Below are 19,842 nucleotides of genomic sequence, written 5' to 3'. Positions count from 1 at the left end.
GAAGGAGGAAATATTGTTGGTAAACACTCCAAAACTAAAAGCGGTTAAAAATGGTCCCATGTTAAATGCATATCCGGACAGTATCGGCGGTTCTTTAAAGGGGATGGTTGAATTCATACAGTACCCTCAGCTGAAAGATGCCTTCGAATCCTTTTATATATTGCCGAGTCTTTTCAATACTGATTTGGACAGAGGTTTCTCAGTCATCGACTATGAATTGAATGAGATGTTTGCTTCCTTAAAGGATTTAGAGGAATTGAAAGAAGCCGGTCTTGGATTTAAGTTTGACTTCATATTAAATCATGCATCCGTACTTTCGAAGCAGTTCCAGGATCTTCTGAAAAACGGTGAGGTTTCTAAATATAAAGATTTTTTCATCAACTGGAATCAATTCTGGGAAGGCCATGGAGAGATGACGCCAGAGGGTTATATAGAGCCCAATGCGGGATTGATCAAAGAGATGTTCTTCAGAAAGCCCGGACTTCCAATTCTGATGGTGCGAATGCCGGATGGAAAAGAAGTTCCTTACTGGAACACTTTTTATCAGGAAGTGAAATATGAAAGGGTCGATGCCCAGGACTTGATGAAGACCTTCGATATTCAATATGCTTCTGCTGAAGCTGTTGCCAATTTAGTGAACAGCGCGGTTCATGCGGGTAAGCGGCCTGCAGAAATAGACTTTGGAAAGTTTACGGAATACAAGGAAAATATTATCGAATTACTCGAATCACGGCGTAAATACTTGGGACAGATGGATTTGAATATCAAGTCGCCGCTGGTATGGGATTTTTACGCGGATACGCTGAAAAAACTGGCAGGCTACGGGGCAGAAATCGTCCGATTGGATGCATTTGCTTATGCGCCCAAGGAGCCCGGGGAAAAGAACTTTCTTAATGATCCCGGCACGTGGCAACTTCTGGATCGTGTCAGGGAAATGGCGGACGAACACGATGTTATGCTATTGCCTGAAATCCACTCGAAATATGAAGAAAAAATCCATGAAAAAATAGCGGAAAAAGGATATTTGACTTACGATTTCTTTTTGCCTGGATTAATCATTGATGCGTTTGAACGAAATACAAACGAGAAATTACTTGTATGGATCGGTGATATCGAGAGAAAAGGGATTCAAACTGTGAATATGCTGGGAAGCCATGACGGGATACCGCTTCTTGATCTGAAGGGATTATTATCGGATGAAGAGATAGAGAGCCTTATCAAAACTGTGGTAGGCAGAGGCGGCTATGTGAAAGATCTTCATGGACAAAAAACGATGTACTACCAAGTGAATGCCACTTACTTCAGTGCATTGGGTGAAGACGAACAAAAGCTTCTGTTGGCTCGCACCATCCAACTGTTCATGCCAGGAAAACCGCAGATCTGGTATCTGGATCTTTTTGTCGGAAAAAACAATTACGAGGCAGTGGAAAAAGCAGGATCCGGAGGGCATAAAGAAATTAACCGTACAAATCTCGGTCTGGAACAAGTGCAAGAAAATCTCCAAAAAGAGGTTGTGCTGGAACAGCTGGAACTTATTCGATTCAGGAATACCTGTCCTGCTTTCGGGTATGGGGCAAAGCTTACTGTACTGGAATCTGAGCCGCATATCTTAAAGTTACAATGGGAAAATGGTAGTTGCAAGGCCATCCTGAAAGGTAATCTGAAAGAATACAGCTATACGATACAAACGGAAAATTGTTAAAAAGCAGAATAGGCGACAGTAAAAAAAACGGTTTATTGGGAGGCGTAAGATGGCTTTTATTACCATGAATTATCAATCAGCAAGTATGGGCAGAAGTGTAAAATTGAATGTGTTTTTGCCTTTTGACGGAAATCTTGCCCAAAAGACAGCACCATTCCAGACTTTATATTTTTTGCCGGGATACAGTGCAAGTGCGACAGACATAAGTACGGCGATAAATCTGACGGAGCAGTCCCTCTATAAAGGCATTGCTATTGTAGTGCCTGATGGAGACAACTCCTTCTATATGGACCGGCCGGAATGGAATGCTTACTACAGCAAATTGATAGGCGAAGAATTAGTGGAAGTCACCCGTAAATTATTCCCCCTGTCGGACAAACGGGAAGATACATTCATCGGCGGCATTTCCATGGGCGGCTTTGGTGCCATGATGCTGGGCATGCGCTATAAAGAGACATTCAGTAAAATTATGACCATGTCTCCTGCGCTCGGTTTGAATAAGGTACTTGAGTTTCCTGGTTTCCCCCGGGGTCTCTTCAATCACCTTTTTGAAAATGAAAAGAATTATTTTGACAATTACGATCCGACAACTCAGTTTATAAACGCCAAACAATCGAACGAAGACATACCGGACCTGTTCGTCTGCTGCGGAAAACAGGATGAGCTTGTCTATGAACCTACTGTAAAATTCGTCAACCAGCTGAAAGAAAACGGGATTCCTGTACAGTACGAAGAAGAAGATGGATTGCACGATATCGTCTACTGGAACAAGGTCTTGGGTTCCGGAGTGGATTTCCTTCTTAAAGAGGAAGGATAATGAAACATCCCTCCGTCATAACACGCGCAGATGATTTTGGTTCCCTCCAAGCAGCAAATCAGGCAATTCTTCAGGCTGTGACAAACGGATACTTGATAAAGAATGTATCCTGCATGGCTGGAGGTCCGGCACTCGAAGACGGCGCTCGGTTGCTGAAAAACTGTGAGAATATCGATATTGGTCTCCATCTGACATTGATTTCTGAATGGGATTTGATCAAATGGAAACCAGTTGCACCTAAAGAGAAAATTCCATCGTTACTGAACAAAAATGGTGATTTTTATCAGTCGCAGCAGCAACTGGCTTCAGCACAACCCAAATTAGATGAGATATTAGTAGAATACGAAGCACAATTAGCTCGTTTAACGAAATTGGGATTGAAAGTGAACTATGTTGACAGCCATATGGTACCGGAACTGTTTATCCCTGGGCTTGAAAAGGCATTAGAAGAGTGGATTTCCAGTAAAGGTTTGATAGATGCAAGCAAGTATTACAATTTTGCTGATCCGATTCTGCCTATTTGGGGAGACAGTAAACAAGCATACTTCAAAAATATTGAAATTTGGTTGAATGCACTTAAAAAGAATCATCAATATATGTATTTCATGCATCCAACAAAGAAAAGTGATGAAACACATTTATTATCGAATGAACATTTTCCGCCCGGCATTGTCGAAAAGGAAAGAGAGCTGGAATACCAATCTGTCATTTCTAGTAATTGGAAAGAGTGGTTAAAAAATTGGAATATTCAAGTGCTACGATATTCTGAGGCAGTCGCTATTGGAAGTAATAACGCATTGAGGCAGTTATTGAATCTTTGAAAGCATTGTCAGCGATATAAAGAAGCTGCGGGATTAAGAGCTATATGCGATAGTTGCTGTTACAGGAAAAGAGGCTAGTATAGTTGGGGAGAATAGCAGTAATGGATGCTCAACCTTCCCATATGTTTAATTAACTATCTATTCCGTAGCTATTGCTAGCTGCCAATATACAAAAAAGACCAAAACGTTTATCCCTTGTGGAGTTTTGGCCTTTTTGTGCTATTCCGGGAGAAGATGTTGTATGAAAATTACATAGAAATCAATTCTCTGGTGGTTGCAATTTTTATTCTATGAACAGTTAACATATGAGGGATTATCGGAAGTTGTTTAAACACAAGGGAGAGAAGCGGCTAATCAAAGCCGATTTCTTTCTCTTTTTTCGGTAAAAGTGTATTTTTATGAATAGTTTTCCTTTTTTTAAGTGCTAAAAAAATGTATGAACAGCTGCAAAAAAAAAGAGAGCTAAAAGGGCAATCCACCTTCAAAGTATACCGAAAACATGCTTAAATTCGGTTCCATATTATTCCTACTTACTGGAGAAATCTTTCCTTTGGTTTTAATATAAATTTACTATAATAATTTAAAGGCTATAATGAATAAATAGAAATAGGAAGATGTAGACGCAAAAGATATGTACAGAAAAAAATTAGCATTCCTAGATGCCAAGTATGAAATGTTCTGAGATATATCTCTTGAATATCATTGATTTTGGGTGATTTATTTTTTAAAAAAATTTATACAAACAAGTGAGAAGAAAACGGTTATTGTGTGTTCTTCAATATAAGGAGCGAAAACTATGAACCAGTTTATCACCATCAATGATCGGAAAATGGAAGTAGTGCAAAAAGGTGGAAATGGAGTACCTATCTTTATTCTGCCGGGAATGGGCTGTTCGTTTGAGGAATGGTTTGAAGTGACAGAAGCTCTGAGTAAAACGAATAAAATTATTATGTTCCACCGTCCAGGATCAGGAAAAAGTGAAATTGGAGAAGAAAAACGTACGACAACGGCTAATGCTGAAGAGATGAAGCAACTAATGGAGAAGTTGGAAATAGTGGATCCGGTCATTCTGATCGGACATTCTTATGGGGGCTTATGCGCGCAGCATTTTTCAAAACTCTATCCTGAAAAAGTAAAAGCATTGCTCTTAATTGATTCTACATCTGAGGATTTGAAAAGACTGGATGAGCTTGAACTTCCTGTTTTAAGGGGAAATTCAGCTGATAATAAATGGCTAGAGGATTTTCAAAACTATGCAAGTATGAACGAAGAAGAAACCAGAAAAATTATTCACCCCAAATTAGCCGAAAACCAGAAAAAACTGCCTTCACATATACAAAGGCAATTAATCCAGTTTCGGCAAAAGCCAAACTTGTACAAAGCAATGATATCTGAATTCGTAAACTTTAAAATAGATGCAAAAATGATCAAAAAATTAGGTATGCTGAGCAACATTCCACTAGTCGCTATCGGCCGCGATAAAAACTATGTAATTCAGGAAGGTGTAAGCAGAGGTTTGCCTGAGTCGGAACTGTTGATGTTGGAAAACATGTGGCAGCAATTAATACTCGAACAAGGAAAGCTTTCGAAAAGAAGCACAGTTAAGTTTGCAAAAAGTGCAGGACATTCGATACATTTGGATCGACCGGATTTAGTCATATCGACTTTAAAAGAATTAACAGAAGACTAAAAAACAAACACGATTTTTTTTCATTAAGTTATACTGTAGAAAACAGATGCGGAGCGTTTAGGATGAAACGGATACTGGCTGTGGGATTTGGCGGAATGATCGGTTCGCTTTTGCGTGCGGGAATATATATGGTGGCTGTAGGTGGATCTGGACTCTGGCTCGTCAATATAGCCGGCAGTTTTTTAATCGGGCTCGCAGCCATCCGGTTAAGCCGGAAGTTGGCAGAGCTTAGGCTGCTGGTTTCAACGGGGCTGCTGGGCTCGTTTACAACATTTTCCGCGTTCTCTGCTGACTGGTTCCATTACCTGGAGTCCTCCATTTGGCTGGGCATGGCATTTGCGGGCGGCATGACGGTTGCTTGTGTTGCCGCCGCAGCCGCAGGTTTGTGGGTTGGCCGGAGAGGGGTGCAGTCATGATTGGCATTGCGGTTGGCGGATTTTTAGGAGCGGTCACGCGTTACTTGTTTTACTTGTTGATTGAAAGCAGGGTGTGGCAGCCGAAAGCCGCGACCTGGCTGGTCAACAGCATCGGGTCGTTGGTGCTTGGCCTGTTTATCGGCAGCGGCAGCTTATCGGCTTTCTGGATCACCGGTTTTCTGGGGGCCTTCACGACGTTTTCGACGATGGCTTTGGATGTGGTGAAAGATTTGGAAGATGGTAGATGGCTACAGGGTGCCGCTTACGTTTTTGCCACTTTAGCCAGTGGAATCGGCCTATTTAGCCTGGGCTATGTCTGGATGCACTGAATTTCTGTACCTCCTGTGTCTGCTGCAGGAGTTTTTTTGCGAACGACCGCAAATCCTGCTGAACGCCCACAAATTCGGATAAGCGCCCATAAATCTCGCTGAACGCTCACAAATCCAAATAAGCGCCCACAAATCCTTGCAAACACCCACAAATCGAAAAAAAACAAAACTCCAGCCGCTCTTCGCAGATTCACGAAGAGCGGCTGGAGTTATTTGACGATGATGACCGGAGCCTGGACACGTTTGGCCACTTTATGGCTGACGCTGCCGAGCACCATTTCCTGGAGTGCATTCAATCCGCGGCTGCCGATCAATACGACATCATAACCGGTTTCATTGGCATGCTTGACGATGGTCGGACCCGGTACGCCGTGCAGCGTTTTGGTTTCAAAATCAACGCCGGCAGAACGGAAGATTTCTTCGAGCGGCATCAAGTGCTTTTTGCGTTCCAAATGGACTTCATCACTGCTTTGGCCGTGAAGAATTTCGGTTCGCGCTTTTTCATAATCGATGACATACAGCAAAGTGATGAAAGCTTGTGGGTTGGCTTTGGCCATTTTGACCGCTTCGTGAGCGGCCCGCTTTGAATGGTCAGAGCCGTCGGCCGCAACTAAGATTTTCTCGTACATAAGCATCCCCCTTAATGTGTGCTCTTGCCTGCAGTGCCATAGGTCGCTAATTTGTCGACGAGCTTTTGGCTGGAGGCGTTCAACCCGGTGATTTCAACGGTCTGGCCCTGCGCCTGCAGTTTGTTCATGACCCGGTCGATGGCGCCGACGCCTGAATCGTCCCAGACAGTCGCATCTGAAAAGTCCAACACAATCCCTTCGGAAGCTTCCACTTTATCGAATGCGGAAACAAAGTCCTGGGAAGATGCGAAAAACAATTGTCCGTGTATGTTATATCTATTCGACGCATTGGACTCCAATCCTTCTTTGCGGACCTCCACTTTGGAGATCTTCGCAGCAAACAGGATGGTGCTCAAAATGACGCCGGCGAATACGCCTTTGGACAAATCATGGGTATAGACGACAACGACGACAGTCAATAGCATGACGATCGCATCTGATTTCGGGGCAGTCGCCAAGTATTTGAACGAACCCCAGTCAAAGGTGCCGATGCAGACCATGACCATGATTCCAGCTAAGACCGGCATCGGTATCTGGACGACCCAATTGCCGAGGACAATAATCAGGAACATCAGGAATACGCCGGCTGTGAAGGTGGACAAACGTCCTCGACCGCCGGAACGGACATTGATGCCGGACTGGCCGATCATCGCGCAGCCTGCCATGCCGCCGAAAAATCCAGTGATGATGTTGGCGATTCCCTGACCGCGTGCTTCCTGGTTTTTATCGGAGCCTGTTTCAGTCGCATCATCGAGTATCGATGCAGTCAACAAGGATTCCAGCAATCCGATGATGGACAAAGCCAGTGCAGTCGGGAAAATGATTTGTAGAGTTTCAAAGTTGAACGGTACATTCGGAATGAAGAAGCTCGGCAAGGTTTGTGAAATCGTGCCCAGGCTGCCGACATTCTGCATATCCATTCCGCTGTACATGACGACTCCCGTCAAGACTAGGATGGCGATCAAGGGAGCCGGAATAGCCGTAAAAAAACGTGGCAAAATGTAGACGATCGCCAACGTGATTCCCACAAATACATAAGTGATGGCATTGACGCCAAAGATAAATGGCACCTGTGCCATGAAAATCAGGATAGCCAGTGAATTGACAAAGCCAATCATGACAGCCCGCGGGATGAACTTCATAAAGCGGGCGACTTTCAGCAATCCGAATATGAGTTGCAGCACACCAGTCAGAACGGTTGCCGCGAGTAAATAATCCAATCCGTGATCACGGACCAGCAATACCATCGCAAGTGCCATGGCGCCAGTTGCTGCTGAAATCATGGCAGGGCGGCCGCCGACAAAGGAAATGACGACAGCGATGGAAAATGAAGCGTACAGGCCGACCATCGGATCGACTCCTGCAATGATGGAGAAAGCGATTGCTTCCGGAATCAGGGCAAGTGCCACCACAATTCCCGCCAGGATATCCCCGCGGATATTGCCGAACCACTGCTCTTTATAAGGTAAGGTATTCAAAAAACTCCACTTCCTTCTATAGTAAATGAACACGCATTATTTAGTGGTTATCCCATAAACCGGCTGTTCCTTCCGGTAAGATGGAGAGCTTATGCATAAAGCTTTTCAAGCAATAACGTTAAAACTGTATCACCTTTTTATAGTCGTGTAAATACACTTCATTCAAATATGCATTTGACTGTAATCGCCAAAGCCTATATACTGAGGGAAACAATCAAATCTTTATTTGAATGAAAGAGGTGCCGGCATGAAAGAGGTATGTGAAGTGACGAAAGTCCATCCTGAAGCGGTCGATCGTGTACAGAAGAGCATGACCGATTTGAGCGAGGTGGCGAATCTGTTTAAAGCGCTGGCGGATGAAACCAGATTGAACATCGCATATGCCTTAACTATAGAAGAAGAGATGTGTGTCTGCGATATCGCCGCAGTCATCGGGTCTTCCACAGCAACGGCTTCCCATCATTTGCGTTACCTGCGGGAGCGGGCTTTGGCGAAATCCGAGCGCAAAGGAAAACAAATCTATTATTCCTTGTCTGACGATCATGTCCGCCAGTTGGTGACAATTGCTCACGCACACACGAAAGAAGGTGTGGAAAATGGTTAAAACCTATCGTCTTGAAAATCTATCATGCACCAGCTGTGCGGCCAAGTTTGAGAAGAATGTCAGAGAACTGCCCGATATAAGAAACGTTAATTTGAATTTCGGAGCTTCTAAATTGACGATTGATGGGAATGTGACGATTGAAGCGCTTGAAAAAGCGGGGGCTTTCGACCATATCCGCGTCTATCCTGAAAAAGAAAAAGTGAAACACGTTCCTTTCTATCAGCGACGCCAGACGATAGAGACGGCTATTTCACTGCTGCTGTTGATAGCGGGGATCATCGTTTCGTTCCAGGCGGGTGAAACGCATCCATGGTCCATCGCATTGTTCGGCGGTTCCATGGCAATAGGCGGTTACCATATGTTCTGGACAGGGTTGAAGAACCTCAGCACGCTCCAGTTCGACATGAAAACATTGATGACCATCGCCATTATCGGGGCCGTCATCATCGGGGAGTGGCGCGAAGGGGCGGTAGTCGTGTTCCTTTTCGCTGTCAGCGAAGCATTGGAGTCCTTCTCCATGAACAAAGCACGCCAGTCGATCCGCAGCCTGATGGATCTGGCTCCGGCACGGGCGTTGATTCAGCGCGGCGGTGAATTGGCTGAAATGGACACGGAAGACATCCGCATTGGAGACATTCTGATCGTCAAGCCGGGGCAGAAAATCGCTATGGATGGCACAGTCCTTCGCGGGCAGTCCGCCGTCAACCAGGCAGCGATTACAGGAGAGTCGATTCCTGCAGTCAAAAAGGCGGGAGATGAAGTTTTTGCTGGTACCATGAATGATGAAGGTGCGCTTGAAGTCACTGTCACGAAACGTGTGGAAGACACCACCATTGCAAAAATCATCCATCTCGTTGAAGAAGCGCAGGCTGAAAAAGCGCCGACCCAGAAATTCATCGACCAGTTTGCCAAATACTATACGCCGGCAATCATCGCCATCGCTTTTTTCGTGGCATTGGTACCGGGCTTTGTAACCGGCAACTGGGAACTATGGGTTTACCAGGGCTTGGCCGTTCTCGTCGTAGGTTGTCCATGCGCGCTCGTCGTGTCGACACCGGTTGCCATTGTCACGGCCATCGGCAACGCCGCGCGCCAAGGAGTCCTTATTAAAGGTGGGGTCCACCTGGAAGAAACCGGCCGCATCAATGCAGTGGCTTTTGACAAAACCGGTACACTGACCAAAGGCTATCCTGAAGTGACAGATGTTCTTGCGCAAGGAGCGGTTACAGACGAAGAACTGTTGAAACTGGCTGCCTCTGTAGAAACCATGTCGCAGCATCCATTGGCCAGAGCCATCTCGAAAGAAGCAGCAGGTGTCTATGCCTCTGAAAACTTCAATTCTGTTACCGGGAAAGGTGCTTATGCGACAGTCAATGAAGAAACCATCTACGTCGGCAGCTTAAACTGGGCTGAAGAAAAGGGCTTACGTATTCCTGATAAAGCGCGTAAACTGCAAGAGAGTGGGAAATCCGTCACCGCTGTATTTTCAGAAGCGATGCTGATGGGAATCATCGCAGTAGCGGATGCCATCCGTACAGAAAGCCCTTCCATCATTCAGAAGTTGAAAGCGATGGGGATCAGCCAGACCATCATGTTGACTGGGGATCATCCAGCAACGGCAACAGCCATTGCAGCAGAAATCGGTGTAACCGATGTCCGTGCAGGGCTGATGCCGGAAGACAAATTAGCAGCAATCAAAGATCTGCAAAAACAATATGGCCGGGTGGCGATGGTCGGCGATGGCATTAATGATGCGCCGGCCTTGGCTGCATCAAGTATCGGCATCGCAATGGGCGGAGCGGGGACAGACGCAGCGCTGGAAACGGCGGATATCGCCTTGATGGCAGATGATTTGGAGAAACTTCCTTATACGATTCGACTCAGCCGAAAGACATTGCGTATAATAAAAGAAAATATCGTCTTTGCGCTAGGGCTCAAGATTATCGCATTGCTATTGATCATTCCAGGTTGGTTGACCTTGTGGATTGCGATTTTCGCGGATATGGGTGCTACGCTATTGGTGATCATGAATGCATTGCGACTTGTAAAAGTTCAGAAGTAAGGCAAGTTTGGAGGTTTTATATTGAAGTTAACAGAGTGGACAATGGAGGAGCAGGAACAGCTGATTCATTTTATGACAACAAATTCGTGGCCGTTTCATGGCCATGAACACCCGGTGCGGGCTTTGATTGAGAAAACAATTGAAGAAGGTGGCTATAAATCAGACCAAGTGACAACTTTCTGGATAGAAAATGATGAAAATCAGCAAGTTGGCTTAGTCAAAATCTTTGATTTGCAGGATGATATCCCGCTTTTCGATCTGCGGATTGCAGATCCTTACCGCAGCAAGGGCTATGGTCCGAAAGCATTGAAACTGGTTGCTGATTTCGTCTTTTCGCTGCCGGAGAAGAAAATTCGGCTGGAAGGCAATACGCGCCACGATAACTTCGCGATGCGCAAGGCTTTCGAACGGACTGGCTTTGTCAAAGAAGCCCATTTGCGCCAGGCCTGGTTTTCTCCACGGGAAAACCGTTATTATGATGCAGTGACTTACGGCATGACACGTGAAGACTGGCAGGCTGGAATCACGACACCGGTTTTATGGGACGATACCGTCGCAGAAACAAAAGAGCTCCCGTTTAATCCGGTGCTGCTCGATTTTCCGGAAGAGTTCGAATCGGAGCGTCTGTTGATACGGGCGCCGAGAAGAGAAGATGCGCAAGCCAGTTATGAAGCTGTTATGCATTCGTTGGAAGCATTCCGGCCATGGCTGCCATTTGCACAGCAAAAGCCTGATCTTGCAGAAACAGAGGCAACATTGATTGAAGCCGAGGCTAATTTTAAATTGCGTAAGGATTTGCGCCTGCATTTCTTCCTGAAGGAAACTGGCCAATTCGTCGGCTCTACTGGACTTCACCGGATTGACTGGGAAGTACGTAAGTTTGAAATCGGCTATTGGGTCGACAGCCGCTATGAGGGCAAAGGGTACGTTACGGAAGCAGTGGAACGCATTACGCGCTTTGCTTTTGAAGAGTTAGGCGCCAATCGTGTTGAAATCCGCTGCGATCCGGACAATGTCCGCAGCCGCGCAGTCGCCAACCGCCTGAAATTCGAGCTGGAAGGAATTTTACGCAATGATACGGTTTCCCGGGTAGGCAATAAACTTCGGGATACATGCGTCTACGCTAAAATTAAACAATAAAAAGCAGGAGAGGAAAAATCAACGATTTCCCTCTCCTGCTTTTTATATTGGATGGATAAGCAAAAATACAAAAGAAAAGGTTGCCCCGACAGCCATTTTCATGGCTTTCGGAACAACCTTGTATTTCTTCATCGAATGCTATGGCTATACGCCTTTGCGTCCAGTTACTAAGTTGATAACTAAAACGATTGCAGCAATGATTAAAAGAATGTGTATTAGTCCGCCTGCTACGTCCATTAAGAATCCGATTAGCCATACTACGATAATAACTGCTAAGATAATCCAAAGAATACGTCCCATGTTTTTCACCTGTCCTTTCAATAATAACTATTTTGCTTATAGTAATAACTACCCTGACACCAATATGCCTAAACCTTTCTGAAAAAACGGACTGTTATAAGGGGCGACAAGTCCAGTTGTTTCAATGATGGCGGTATAGTAAACTGAACATAGCTACGTGAGGGAGGAAAGAATTTTGCCTACTCCAAGTATGGAAGACCATATTGAAATCATCTATTCATTAATTGAGCAAAAAGGCTATGCGCGTGTCTCGGATATCGCGGAGGCCTTATCTGTGCTGCCGTCTTCTGTCACCAAGATGGTGCAGAAGCTGGATAAAGACGGGTACTTGATATACGAACGATACAGAGGCCTTGTGTTGACGCCAAGAGGCCAGAAGCTTGGCAAACGCCTATTGGAACGGCACGGCTTGCTTGAACAATTTCTTCGGTTGATCGGTGTAGATGAAGAGCGGATCTATGGGGATGTTGAAGGAATCGAGCATCATCTGAGCTGGAATTCAATCGATCGAATTGCCGATTTGGTCCAACTGCTGGAAGAAAGCCCGGAGTTTACGGAAAAGCTGGAACAGCTGAATAAAGAAGGAAAAGAAAGTTAAGAGAAATAGGAGGAGCTAATTATGGCTTTACACCCAGGGTTAAAAGCGGTACTGCAAGTGAAAGACCGTTCAACATCGCAATGGATCTTATCGGATGGTTCAGGCGATGAAGTGATGATGAACGCATCAGAAATAGAAGAAGGCCAGGAAATCGGGGAAGAGATTGAAGTTTTCCTTTACCGTAACCGTCAGGGAGGGGTTTCAGCAACACCGATGATTCCTCATATCCTGCCTAGTGAGTATGGCTGGGCGAAAGTATTAAAAGTATCACCACGTGAAGGCGCAGTAGTTGATATCGGCACAACACGCGAAGTTTATCTACTGCCAGCCGATCTTCCGCAGATCATGGAATTATGGCCAAAGCAGGGCGACCATATCTTTATGACGCTTCGTACAGATCGCCACGGCGACTTATACGGGCGTCTGGCAACTGAAGAAAAAGTGTTGGAACTGATGCAGCCGGCGCCCGAAACCGCCTTTAACCAAAATGTGCAAGCACGCGCTTACCGCCTGTTGCCGGTTGGTACTTTCATGCTGTCCGTACCTGAAATGTACCGGATCTTTGTTCACGAGACAGAACGCCATGAAGAACCACGCCTTGGGGAAGAAAAAACCGTCCGCATCATTGATGTCAAAGACGATGGTACACTTAACGGCTCGTTGCTCCCAAGAAAACAGGAACGTTTGTCCGATGACGCAGAAGAAATCATGCGTTATCTCGAAGAGTCGGGCGGCAAGATGCCGTTCACCGATAAATCTTCACCAGACGAAATCCAGGAAATCTTCGGCATGAGCAAGGCGGCATTCAAGCGTGCGCTTGGAAAACTGTATAAGAATCGTCAGATCATCCAAGAAGAAGGATGGACCAAGTCGACAAAATAAAGGAACCTTTTCAAATTGATTTCGTATTAATTTGAAGAAAGGGGCAATAAAAAAATGAAAAAATTACTCACTGTCATAGCATTACTGTTTACGCTATCTGTCGTCCTGCCATCCTATAGTTCGGCAAATGTCGGCATCAATGAAAAATTTGGCCTGCCGATCGTTGTTTACGGAGGCAATCTGTCGGCTGACGAAAAAGCATCTGTTGCTGAAAGCCTGGATGTTGCAGGGGAAGCTGATGTAGAAGAAATCGAAGTGACTGGCCAGGATTTGGTCAATTACATTAAAGATGGCGATTCCCGTGCGAATATGTACTCATCCGCTAAAATCACACGCAAAGATGAAGGAAACGGACTGGTCATTGAAATCGTAACTCCCGATAATATTACACAAGTAACATCTGAAATGTATGCCAATGCCATGCTGACTGCAGGAATTGAAAATGCTAATGTAGAAGTTGCGGCGCCCAAAGCGGTAACCGGCCACTCAGCGCTTGTCGGAATCTACAAAGCTTATGAAGTGAACGGTGAAGAGCTGGATCCGGAACGGACAGACGTTGCAAATGACGAATTGACTGTAGCGACTGAACTTGCGGACGGTGGCGTGGAAGATGCCAAAGTCAGCGAGCTGTTAACCGAAATCAAAAAACAGATTGCTGAGCAAAACCCGGCATCGCGTGAAGAAGTGGAACAGATTGTCGAAGATCAACTGAGCAAGCTTCAAATCGAATTAAGCCCGGAAGATCGTCAATTGCTGGTGGATCTGATGGACCGTATCCGTCAGCTTGACATCGATTTTTCCCAGTGGTCAACTCAGTTGGAAGATTTGAGCAAGACGATAGAGGATAAAATCGGCAACATCGTCAATGACGAAGGTTTTTGGGAAAGCGTCAAAACTTTCTTTAGAAACCTGGCTGATACAGTACGCGGTTGGATGAATTAACCCGAAAAAAGGCAAGCCCGAAACTTAGGGCTTGTCTTTTTTTATGGAGCTCAATGGCTTGCGTGGAATAAAAGACAATGCTACTATAAAATTAATATCTCGAATTCAAGATAAATAGGAGGAAAAATGATGAAATTAGAAGGAATTCACCACGTTTCAGCTTTGACCGCCAATGCCGATGCCAACCACGATTTTTTTACACGGATACTGGGGATGCGCTTAGTGAAAAAAAGTGTCAATCAGGACAATCCATCTTCTTACCACCTGTTTTATGCAGATGCTGTCGGCACTCCGGGTACTGACATGACGTATTTCGATATTCCGATGGCTGGACGGACACATCCAGGTGTTTCGAGCATCAGCAATACCGCATTCCGAGTGAAAAGTGAAGCAGCTTTGGATTATTGGGCTGGACGTTTTGATGAATTCGAAGTTCCTCACGGAAAAATTGAACAGCGTTTCAACCGCCGGACTTTAACGTTTCAGGATTTTGAAGGTTCCAGGTTGATGCTGGTCGTTGATGACGGCAAGGGTATTGAATATGGAATACCGTGGACGAAAACTGGAGTTCCGGAAGAGTTTGCGATTGTCGGTTTGGGACATGTCCGATTAACAGTCCGCAAAAGCGAGAAAACGGCTGCCGTTCTGACGGACATTATGGGATTTGAAGAAATAGGGGCCTATCCGTCTACTGTAGAAGGGCAAAAAGATATTTTGGTCTTTTCGACAGGAAAAGGCGGTCCCGCTGGCGAAATACACTTAGAGGAACGTTCGGACCTTCCGCCGGAACGTCCGGGAAGAGGCAGTGTCCATCATGTGGCGTTCCGGGTGAAAACGTTCGAAGATTACAGCAAGTGGAATGAGTATTTGCGTTCGAACGGATTCGTGACTTCTGGTGAAGTCGACCGTTATTACTTTAAGGCAATTTATTTCCGGGAGCCTAATGGAATTCTTTTTGAATTATCAACAGACGAACCGGGCTTTGCAACGGACGAACCGATGGAAAGTTTGGGAGAGGAGCTTGCGCTGCCGCCATTTTTAGAGCCGAAACGCGCTCAGATCGAAGCATCTCTTCGTCCGTTGAGTATCAATCAGTGAAGAGGAGGAGAAGGAAGAATGGACTTTAAATTAATTGAATTAGGCAGTGATGAATTTGCATACCGCCTTGAAGAACAAGGGGAGACAAAAGCGGAAATCACGTGGACAGAACTGGCGGATGTCATGGTCATCGAACACACCTTTGTCGATGAGTCGATGCGCAATCAGGGAATGGCCAAGAAGCTTTTGGATCAGGCAGCAGATTATGCCCGTGAACATAGCTATAAAATGGAGCCCGTATGCTCCTATGCCGTAACGGCTTTTGACCGCTACAAAGAATATGATGACGTGAAAATATAGGGAACTTGTACCAGCTGAATAAATGAACATACAAAAAGCAATCCGCTCTCAATTACAGTGGATTGCTTTTGCTAGTTATCGATTATGTAGTTCACCATTTGTTACCTCCACTTTAGATGCTGGTCATAAAGAAAACGATAGCTGTTAAAATCGAAGCTCCACCAACACCGTACATGAAATCTGCTTGACTAAAAATTAGGTTTTTTTCCATTTTATAGAACTCCTTTCAAATCTTTGTTAGTATTAAAATACCCGGCTTCCCATATTTTAAACAGGTTTTATTAATTTTATTAGGGGAACAGAGTAATTAAGTAACCAAATCCTTATTTGTACGTATACTCATAAGAGACTATAGGAAGAGGTGGATTGAATGAACCAGGAAACAGTGAATAGAGCAGGAGAAAAAGTGCTCGGCATTATCGGAATCATCTTTAATGTTTTAGCGATTGCCTTAATTGGATTTGCAATGGCAAGTTACGCAAATGTCCAGGGTACTCCAGAATTCCAGCAGTATATAGAAGATGAAATTATGGCGGATCCAGCTTTTTCAAATCCTGAAGAAGCCCAGATGGTCATGGATATGATGTCTTCAAGCTTCAGCGTAGTAGGATGGGTGCTGATTGCGCTATTGGCATTAAGCACAATTTTGGCGATTGCCGCCTTAGTTAATCTCCGCAAAACTGGCAAAGCGTCCATTGCCGGTGTCTTATTCATCGTCGCCGGTCTGTTTGCAGGCTTGCTGTCATTAACGTCGATTCTTTTCTACATCGCTGCAATCATGTGTTTTGTCCGCAAACCGCGTGTGCAAAACGATCAGAATTTGCGCGATGAGGATTTCAAGTATCAAGAGGATCAGCTTCGCCGCAAAGAAGAGTCTGTGCGCCGTGAAGATGAGGTGCGCCGCGATGACACAACAACCCGCAGTAATCGCAGCAATGACGATGATACCCCTTACCGTCCGCTGTAAAGCAGACATTGTACATCATAAAAAGAGACGTCCAGGCTGGAAATGCCCTGGACGTCTCTTTTAATTTGAGTCTGTAAAAAACAGCCGCCTATAAGGCAGCTGTTTTCAGGTGGTAGACATATTTGGCGGTCTGCAAAGGGTGGCCTTCAAATAATTCTTCAAATTCTTCGAGTAGCTCAAAGCCGTTCGCTTCATAGAAGTTGCGGCCTTTGGTATTTTCGCATTCGACATAGACAAATAACTGGTTGCCGTTGAGCAGGTAGCTTAGACCGCTGTTCAATAATTGTTTGCCATAGCCCGACCGTTGAAATTCAGGTTTCATGTAAATGGCAATCAGCTCGGCATCGCCGTCTTCGTCCACTTTCGTGAAATTGGCGAACCCGACAGGTTGTCCTTCATGTTCCGCAAGCAATATAATCGTCCTCTTTAAACGCATCTCCATCATAGGAGTAGAATATGATTTATCTAAAAAACTTTCTTGGACTGTAGAGGGAATGATTCCAGCGTACGTATCATTCCAGCTAACTTTGGCAATTTCCTGAACAGATGTAATATCTGCGGATGTACCGGTACGAATCATGCAATCACCTCTGAAATTCTTTCTGCAATCATATCAAAAAAAGAGCCCAATAGCCACTAATGTGGAATAATAGAAACAAAAGGAGAGTGTCAGATATGGACTGGAATACCTATCGATTCGACGATTTTACAGCAAGGGAATTATACGGAGTTCTGAAGTTACGGGTAGATGTATTTGTCGTTGAACAAAATTGTCCTTATCCCGAGTTGGATAATTTAGACCAGCAATCCATTCATTTGCTTTATATTGAAAAGGGCGAAGTATTGGCCTATGCACGACTAGTTCCTGCTGGCGTAAAATATGAGCTGCCTTCGATCGGCAGAGTCATCGTACGAGAAGATGCTAGAGGACGTGGTTTAGCGAAGCAGCTGCTGGAACGGAGCATCGATTATATTGTAGGGGAATGGCGGGCGGAAGCCATCCAATTGCAGGGGCAAGTATACTTACAGGAGTTCTATCAATCTTTTGGGTTCCAGACTGTCTCAGACAGCTACGATGAAGATGGGATCCCGCACGTAGACATGAAACTTACCAATAGTTAAATGTAATACTTTTGACATACAATCGAGGATTAGCTTTGGAGAGAATAGGGTAAATAAACAGTAATATATAAATTGATGAAGGAGTGCTGCAAATGGCAAGAGGAAGAGGTCTCTTATTAGCAGGATTAGCTGCTGGAGCATACGCATATTTCAAGAATCCTGAAAATCGTGAAAAAGCTACAAAGGCGTTCAATGATACGAAAGTGAAGGTGAATTCTTATATGGAATCACAAAACCTGGACAAAGATGGAAATCCGACTTCGAAAACTACAGATACGCTGAGCAACACGGAAAAACGTGAAAACAAAATGGTTTCAGAAGGTGGAGCCTCAGCGAGTGTTCAATATTATAACGAGCAGCAGCAGAAGGAAAAGGACAATGAAAAAGACAAGGACGATGTGAAGCTGTCGTCAAACGATGTCAGCAAAGAGAAAGCTGAAAACACAGATTCAGCTGCTCCAGAAAACAAGATAAGCACCGATAATTTATAAAGAGAAACTTCAATCAGTGGGGGTTTTCTTCATCCCCCCTGAAGAAAAGCGGAACATAAGCTAAGAACGCCGCATCCTGCGGCAACGCCTATGTAACCGACATCCTGTCGGCCCGATCCAATCGGACTTTTATGGTCATTGGATCTCCCGCTTATAAAAGTGGGAGTCATACTGCCCCGTTAAAGCGGGATAAAAAAAGGATGGTCCGGGACCATCCTTTTTACTGCCAACTATTTTTTATAAGACCATATATTTAGCGAAGCGATAATCAACAATAGAGAGCCGCTGACGAAAAATCCTTGATTGGGACTTAAAGCAAAAGCTCCTGTAATACTCGATCCGGCTACAACACCGATGGAAAAGAAAGCATAGAAATACCCATAGGCTCGTCCTCGGGTTGAAACATTTGTTGAATCGATCAATATGGAATTGATTGAAGGAAACAGCAGAGCGAAGCCCAACCCATAAGTGCACATGCTGGCATACAGCAACGGCTCAATTGTCACGGCACTTAAAAAGAACAGGGAAGCCCCCATTATCGTAAAGCCGGAGATCAAGGTGTAGATGGGTTTGGCAGCGTCAAAAATCCGATTGATGGGAAGCAGGAATACCAAGATGGCTGAAATTCCAAATGTGCTCAGCAGCAAACCGCTGAGCTGGGAATCCAGCCCAAGTCCTTCAACTTTCAGCGGCAGCATATAAGCTAGGACCCCTTGTGAAAACATCAGGAAAAAAGCGCCTGAAAAAGAACGGATCAACCCGTTGTTCTTTAAGATATCCTTGAAGGAAACGGCGTCTTTGACAGCTTTGTCTTTCTTGATAGTGGTCTGCCGCAAGATGAAAAATGCAGCTATTCCTATCAGCAGAATCAGCGTTCCGGTAAGGAACATGGTCTGCGGCACATCGTTTCGGCTTGTATAGATTGCACCATACGCTGGTCCAAGAATTGCTGCAAGCCCGACAAAAGCGCCTGATAAAGCAGCTCCTTTGCCGCGTTTAGCGGATTCAGTCCGATTGGCCAAGTACGTGAAAGCGGCAGGAACTGTCAGGCCAGCTGCGAGCCCATGGATAAACCGGACAGCAAGCAGGCTATAAGGGCCATCGATTGAAGCATATGTAAACAAGGTTAAGCTGGTCGACAATAAGCCGATCACCAGAATTGCAAAAGGCCCTTTTCGATCTGAAAAAATACCGGAAATGACATTCCCGAAGGTATTCGACAGTGAATACATGCCGACTGCGAGTCCGGCGATAAAAGGACTGGCACCCAATGACACCGCATAGGTGCTCATGATGGGAAGTTGGGCAAATAAGTCGAAAAAAGCAAAAAAGATAATAATATAAATGAAAATTCGCAAGACGGCTCCTACTTTCTTGAACAACATACCCTTTTGTGGATTTGTTCATCCTGATACAAGAGTAAAGATAATTATAGATGTATTATACCATCGGAG

22 protein-coding genes are annotated in these 19,842 nt (G+C 44.9%); 17 read left to right on the top strand and 5 right to left on the bottom strand.

The annotated features are described in order from the left end of the window. The first annotated feature begins 16 nt into the window (after positions 1-16). From Q0785_RS16680 to Q0785_RS16655, 6 genes are all read left to right on the top strand, one after another. Complete coding sequence (locus Q0785_RS16680; protein WP_298832537.1) at positions 17-1,702, top strand: hypothetical protein; 1,686 nt, start codon at positions 17-19, stop codon at positions 1,700-1,702. A gap of 49 nt (positions 1,703-1,751) precedes the next feature. Further along, entirely contained in the window at positions 1,752-2,519 is a 768-nt protein-coding gene (locus tag Q0785_RS16675; RefSeq protein WP_298832534.1) for an alpha/beta hydrolase-fold protein, read from the top strand. Beyond that, positions 2,519-3,340 carry a ChbG/HpnK family deacetylase gene (locus Q0785_RS16670; protein WP_298832531.1) on the top strand — a complete coding sequence of 274 codons (822 nt, stop codon included), beginning with the start codon at positions 2,519-2,521 and terminating at the stop codon, positions 3,338-3,340. Before Q0785_RS16675 ends, Q0785_RS16670 begins: the two co-directional genes overlap by 1 nt. 796 nt (positions 3,341-4,136) lie before the next feature. Then, complete coding sequence (locus tag Q0785_RS16665; RefSeq protein ID WP_298832528.1) at positions 4,137-5,030, top strand: alpha/beta hydrolase; 894 nt, start codon at positions 4,137-4,139, stop codon at positions 5,028-5,030. A gap of 62 nt (positions 5,031-5,092) precedes the next feature. Beyond that, positions 5,093-5,446: a CrcB family protein gene (locus Q0785_RS16660; protein ID WP_223636975.1), complete on the top strand. Its 354-nt coding sequence runs from the start codon at positions 5,093-5,095 to the stop codon at positions 5,444-5,446. After that, positions 5,443-5,775: a CrcB family protein gene (locus tag Q0785_RS16655; RefSeq protein WP_223636972.1), complete on the top strand. Its 333-nt coding sequence runs from the start codon at positions 5,443-5,445 to the stop codon at positions 5,773-5,775. Before Q0785_RS16660 ends, Q0785_RS16655 begins: the two co-directional genes overlap by 4 nt. A 209-nt stretch (positions 5,776-5,984) precedes the next feature. Here Q0785_RS16655 and Q0785_RS16650 read toward each other — a convergent pair whose 3' ends face one another. Continuing rightward, on the bottom strand, positions 5,985-6,404 hold the full coding sequence (locus Q0785_RS16650; protein WP_223636969.1) for a universal stress protein: 420 nt from the start codon (positions 6,402-6,404) through the stop codon (positions 5,985-5,987). Positions 6,405-6,415: 11 nt separating this feature from the next. Then, a complete protein-coding gene (locus tag Q0785_RS16645) occupies positions 6,416-7,882 on the bottom strand; it encodes a SulP family inorganic anion transporter (RefSeq protein WP_223636966.1) in 1,467 nt (488 codons plus the stop codon). 247 nt (positions 7,883-8,129) lie between these two features. Here Q0785_RS16645 and Q0785_RS16640 point away from each other — a divergent pair, with 247 nt between their 5' ends. The 3 genes from Q0785_RS16640 to Q0785_RS16630 are packed head-to-tail and all read left to right on the top strand — an operon-like array spanning position 8,130 to position 11,688. After that, a complete protein-coding gene (locus Q0785_RS16640; RefSeq protein ID WP_298832517.1) occupies positions 8,130-8,486 on the top strand; it encodes a metalloregulator ArsR/SmtB family transcription factor in 357 nt (118 codons plus the stop codon). Next, positions 8,479-10,548 carry a heavy metal translocating P-type ATPase gene (locus tag Q0785_RS16635; protein ID WP_298832514.1) on the top strand — a complete coding sequence of 690 codons (2,070 nt, stop codon included), beginning with the start codon at positions 8,479-8,481 and terminating at the stop codon, positions 10,546-10,548. The genes Q0785_RS16640 and Q0785_RS16635 overlap by 8 nt, the downstream gene beginning before the upstream one ends. Before the next feature lie 21 nt (positions 10,549-10,569). Then, positions 10,570-11,688, top strand: coding sequence for a GNAT family N-acetyltransferase (locus tag Q0785_RS16630; RefSeq protein WP_298832512.1), 1,119 nt, complete (start codon positions 10,570-10,572; stop codon positions 11,686-11,688). Between the two features lie 144 nt (positions 11,689-11,832). On the opposite strand, the gene Q0785_RS16625 is transcribed toward Q0785_RS16630, so the two are convergent. Beyond that, positions 11,833-11,988, bottom strand: a complete 156-nt coding sequence (locus tag Q0785_RS16625) for a lmo0937 family membrane protein (RefSeq protein WP_146558271.1) — start codon at positions 11,986-11,988, stop codon at positions 11,833-11,835. 175 nt (positions 11,989-12,163) lie between these two features. Between Q0785_RS16625 and mntR the strand changes: the two genes are divergently transcribed. The 6 genes from mntR to Q0785_RS16595 all read left to right on the top strand — a co-directional run bounded on the left by mntR (position 12,164) and on the right by Q0785_RS16595 (position 16,775). Further along, entirely contained in the window at positions 12,164-12,586 is a 423-nt protein-coding gene (gene mntR / locus Q0785_RS16620) for a transcriptional regulator MntR (protein WP_223636959.1), read from the top strand. A 21-nt stretch (positions 12,587-12,607) separates the two neighbouring features. Then, the gene (locus tag Q0785_RS16615; RefSeq protein ID WP_298832503.1) at positions 12,608-13,468 is read left to right on the top strand and encodes a S1-like domain-containing RNA-binding protein; all 861 of its coding nucleotides are present in this window, start codon (positions 12,608-12,610) and stop codon (positions 13,466-13,468) included. A 54-nt stretch (positions 13,469-13,522) separates the two neighbouring features. After that, positions 13,523-14,410 carry a DUF1002 domain-containing protein gene (locus Q0785_RS16610; RefSeq protein WP_298832501.1) on the top strand — a complete coding sequence of 296 codons (888 nt, stop codon included), beginning with the start codon at positions 13,523-13,525 and terminating at the stop codon, positions 14,408-14,410. Positions 14,411-14,539: 129 nt separating this feature from the next. Beyond that, positions 14,540-15,508 carry a ring-cleaving dioxygenase gene (locus tag Q0785_RS16605; protein ID WP_298832498.1) on the top strand — a complete coding sequence of 323 codons (969 nt, stop codon included), beginning with the start codon at positions 14,540-14,542 and terminating at the stop codon, positions 15,506-15,508. A gap of 18 nt (positions 15,509-15,526) precedes the next feature. Further along, positions 15,527-15,808, top strand: a complete 282-nt coding sequence (locus Q0785_RS16600; RefSeq protein WP_298832496.1) for a GNAT family N-acetyltransferase — start codon at positions 15,527-15,529, stop codon at positions 15,806-15,808. 370 nt (positions 15,809-16,178) lie between these two features. Then, the gene (locus tag Q0785_RS16595) at positions 16,179-16,775 is read left to right on the top strand and encodes a DUF4064 domain-containing protein (protein ID WP_298832493.1); all 597 of its coding nucleotides are present in this window, start codon (positions 16,179-16,181) and stop codon (positions 16,773-16,775) included. 88 nt (positions 16,776-16,863) lie between these two features. On the opposite strand, the gene Q0785_RS16590 is transcribed toward Q0785_RS16595, so the two are convergent. Continuing rightward, entirely contained in the window at positions 16,864-17,355 is a 492-nt protein-coding gene (locus Q0785_RS16590; protein WP_298832490.1) for a GNAT family N-acetyltransferase, read from the bottom strand. Positions 17,356-17,450: 95 nt separating this feature from the next. Between Q0785_RS16590 and Q0785_RS16585 the strand changes: the two genes are divergently transcribed. Together Q0785_RS16585 and Q0785_RS16580 are read left to right on the top strand one after the other, a co-directional pair. Further along, the gene (locus Q0785_RS16585; RefSeq protein ID WP_298832487.1) at positions 17,451-17,897 is read left to right on the top strand and encodes a GNAT family N-acetyltransferase; all 447 of its coding nucleotides are present in this window, start codon (positions 17,451-17,453) and stop codon (positions 17,895-17,897) included. Between the two features lie 92 nt (positions 17,898-17,989). Further along, positions 17,990-18,388, top strand: coding sequence for a hypothetical protein (locus Q0785_RS16580; protein ID WP_298832484.1), 399 nt, complete (start codon positions 17,990-17,992; stop codon positions 18,386-18,388). Between the two features lie 230 nt (positions 18,389-18,618). On the opposite strand, the gene Q0785_RS16575 is transcribed toward Q0785_RS16580, so the two are convergent. Then, positions 18,619-19,746, bottom strand: coding sequence for an MFS transporter (locus Q0785_RS16575; RefSeq protein WP_298832480.1), 1,128 nt, complete (start codon positions 19,744-19,746; stop codon positions 18,619-18,621). Between the last annotated feature and the right edge of the window lie 96 nt (positions 19,747-19,842).

This window comes from uncultured Planococcus sp. (genome assembly GCF_947501725.1).
Taxonomy (GTDB): Bacteria; Bacillota; Bacilli; order Bacillales_A; family Planococcaceae; genus Planococcus; species Planococcus donghaensis_C.
The sequence above is the reverse complement of the archived record's forward strand: the minus strand, read 5'-3'. Positions and strand labels throughout refer to the sequence as shown.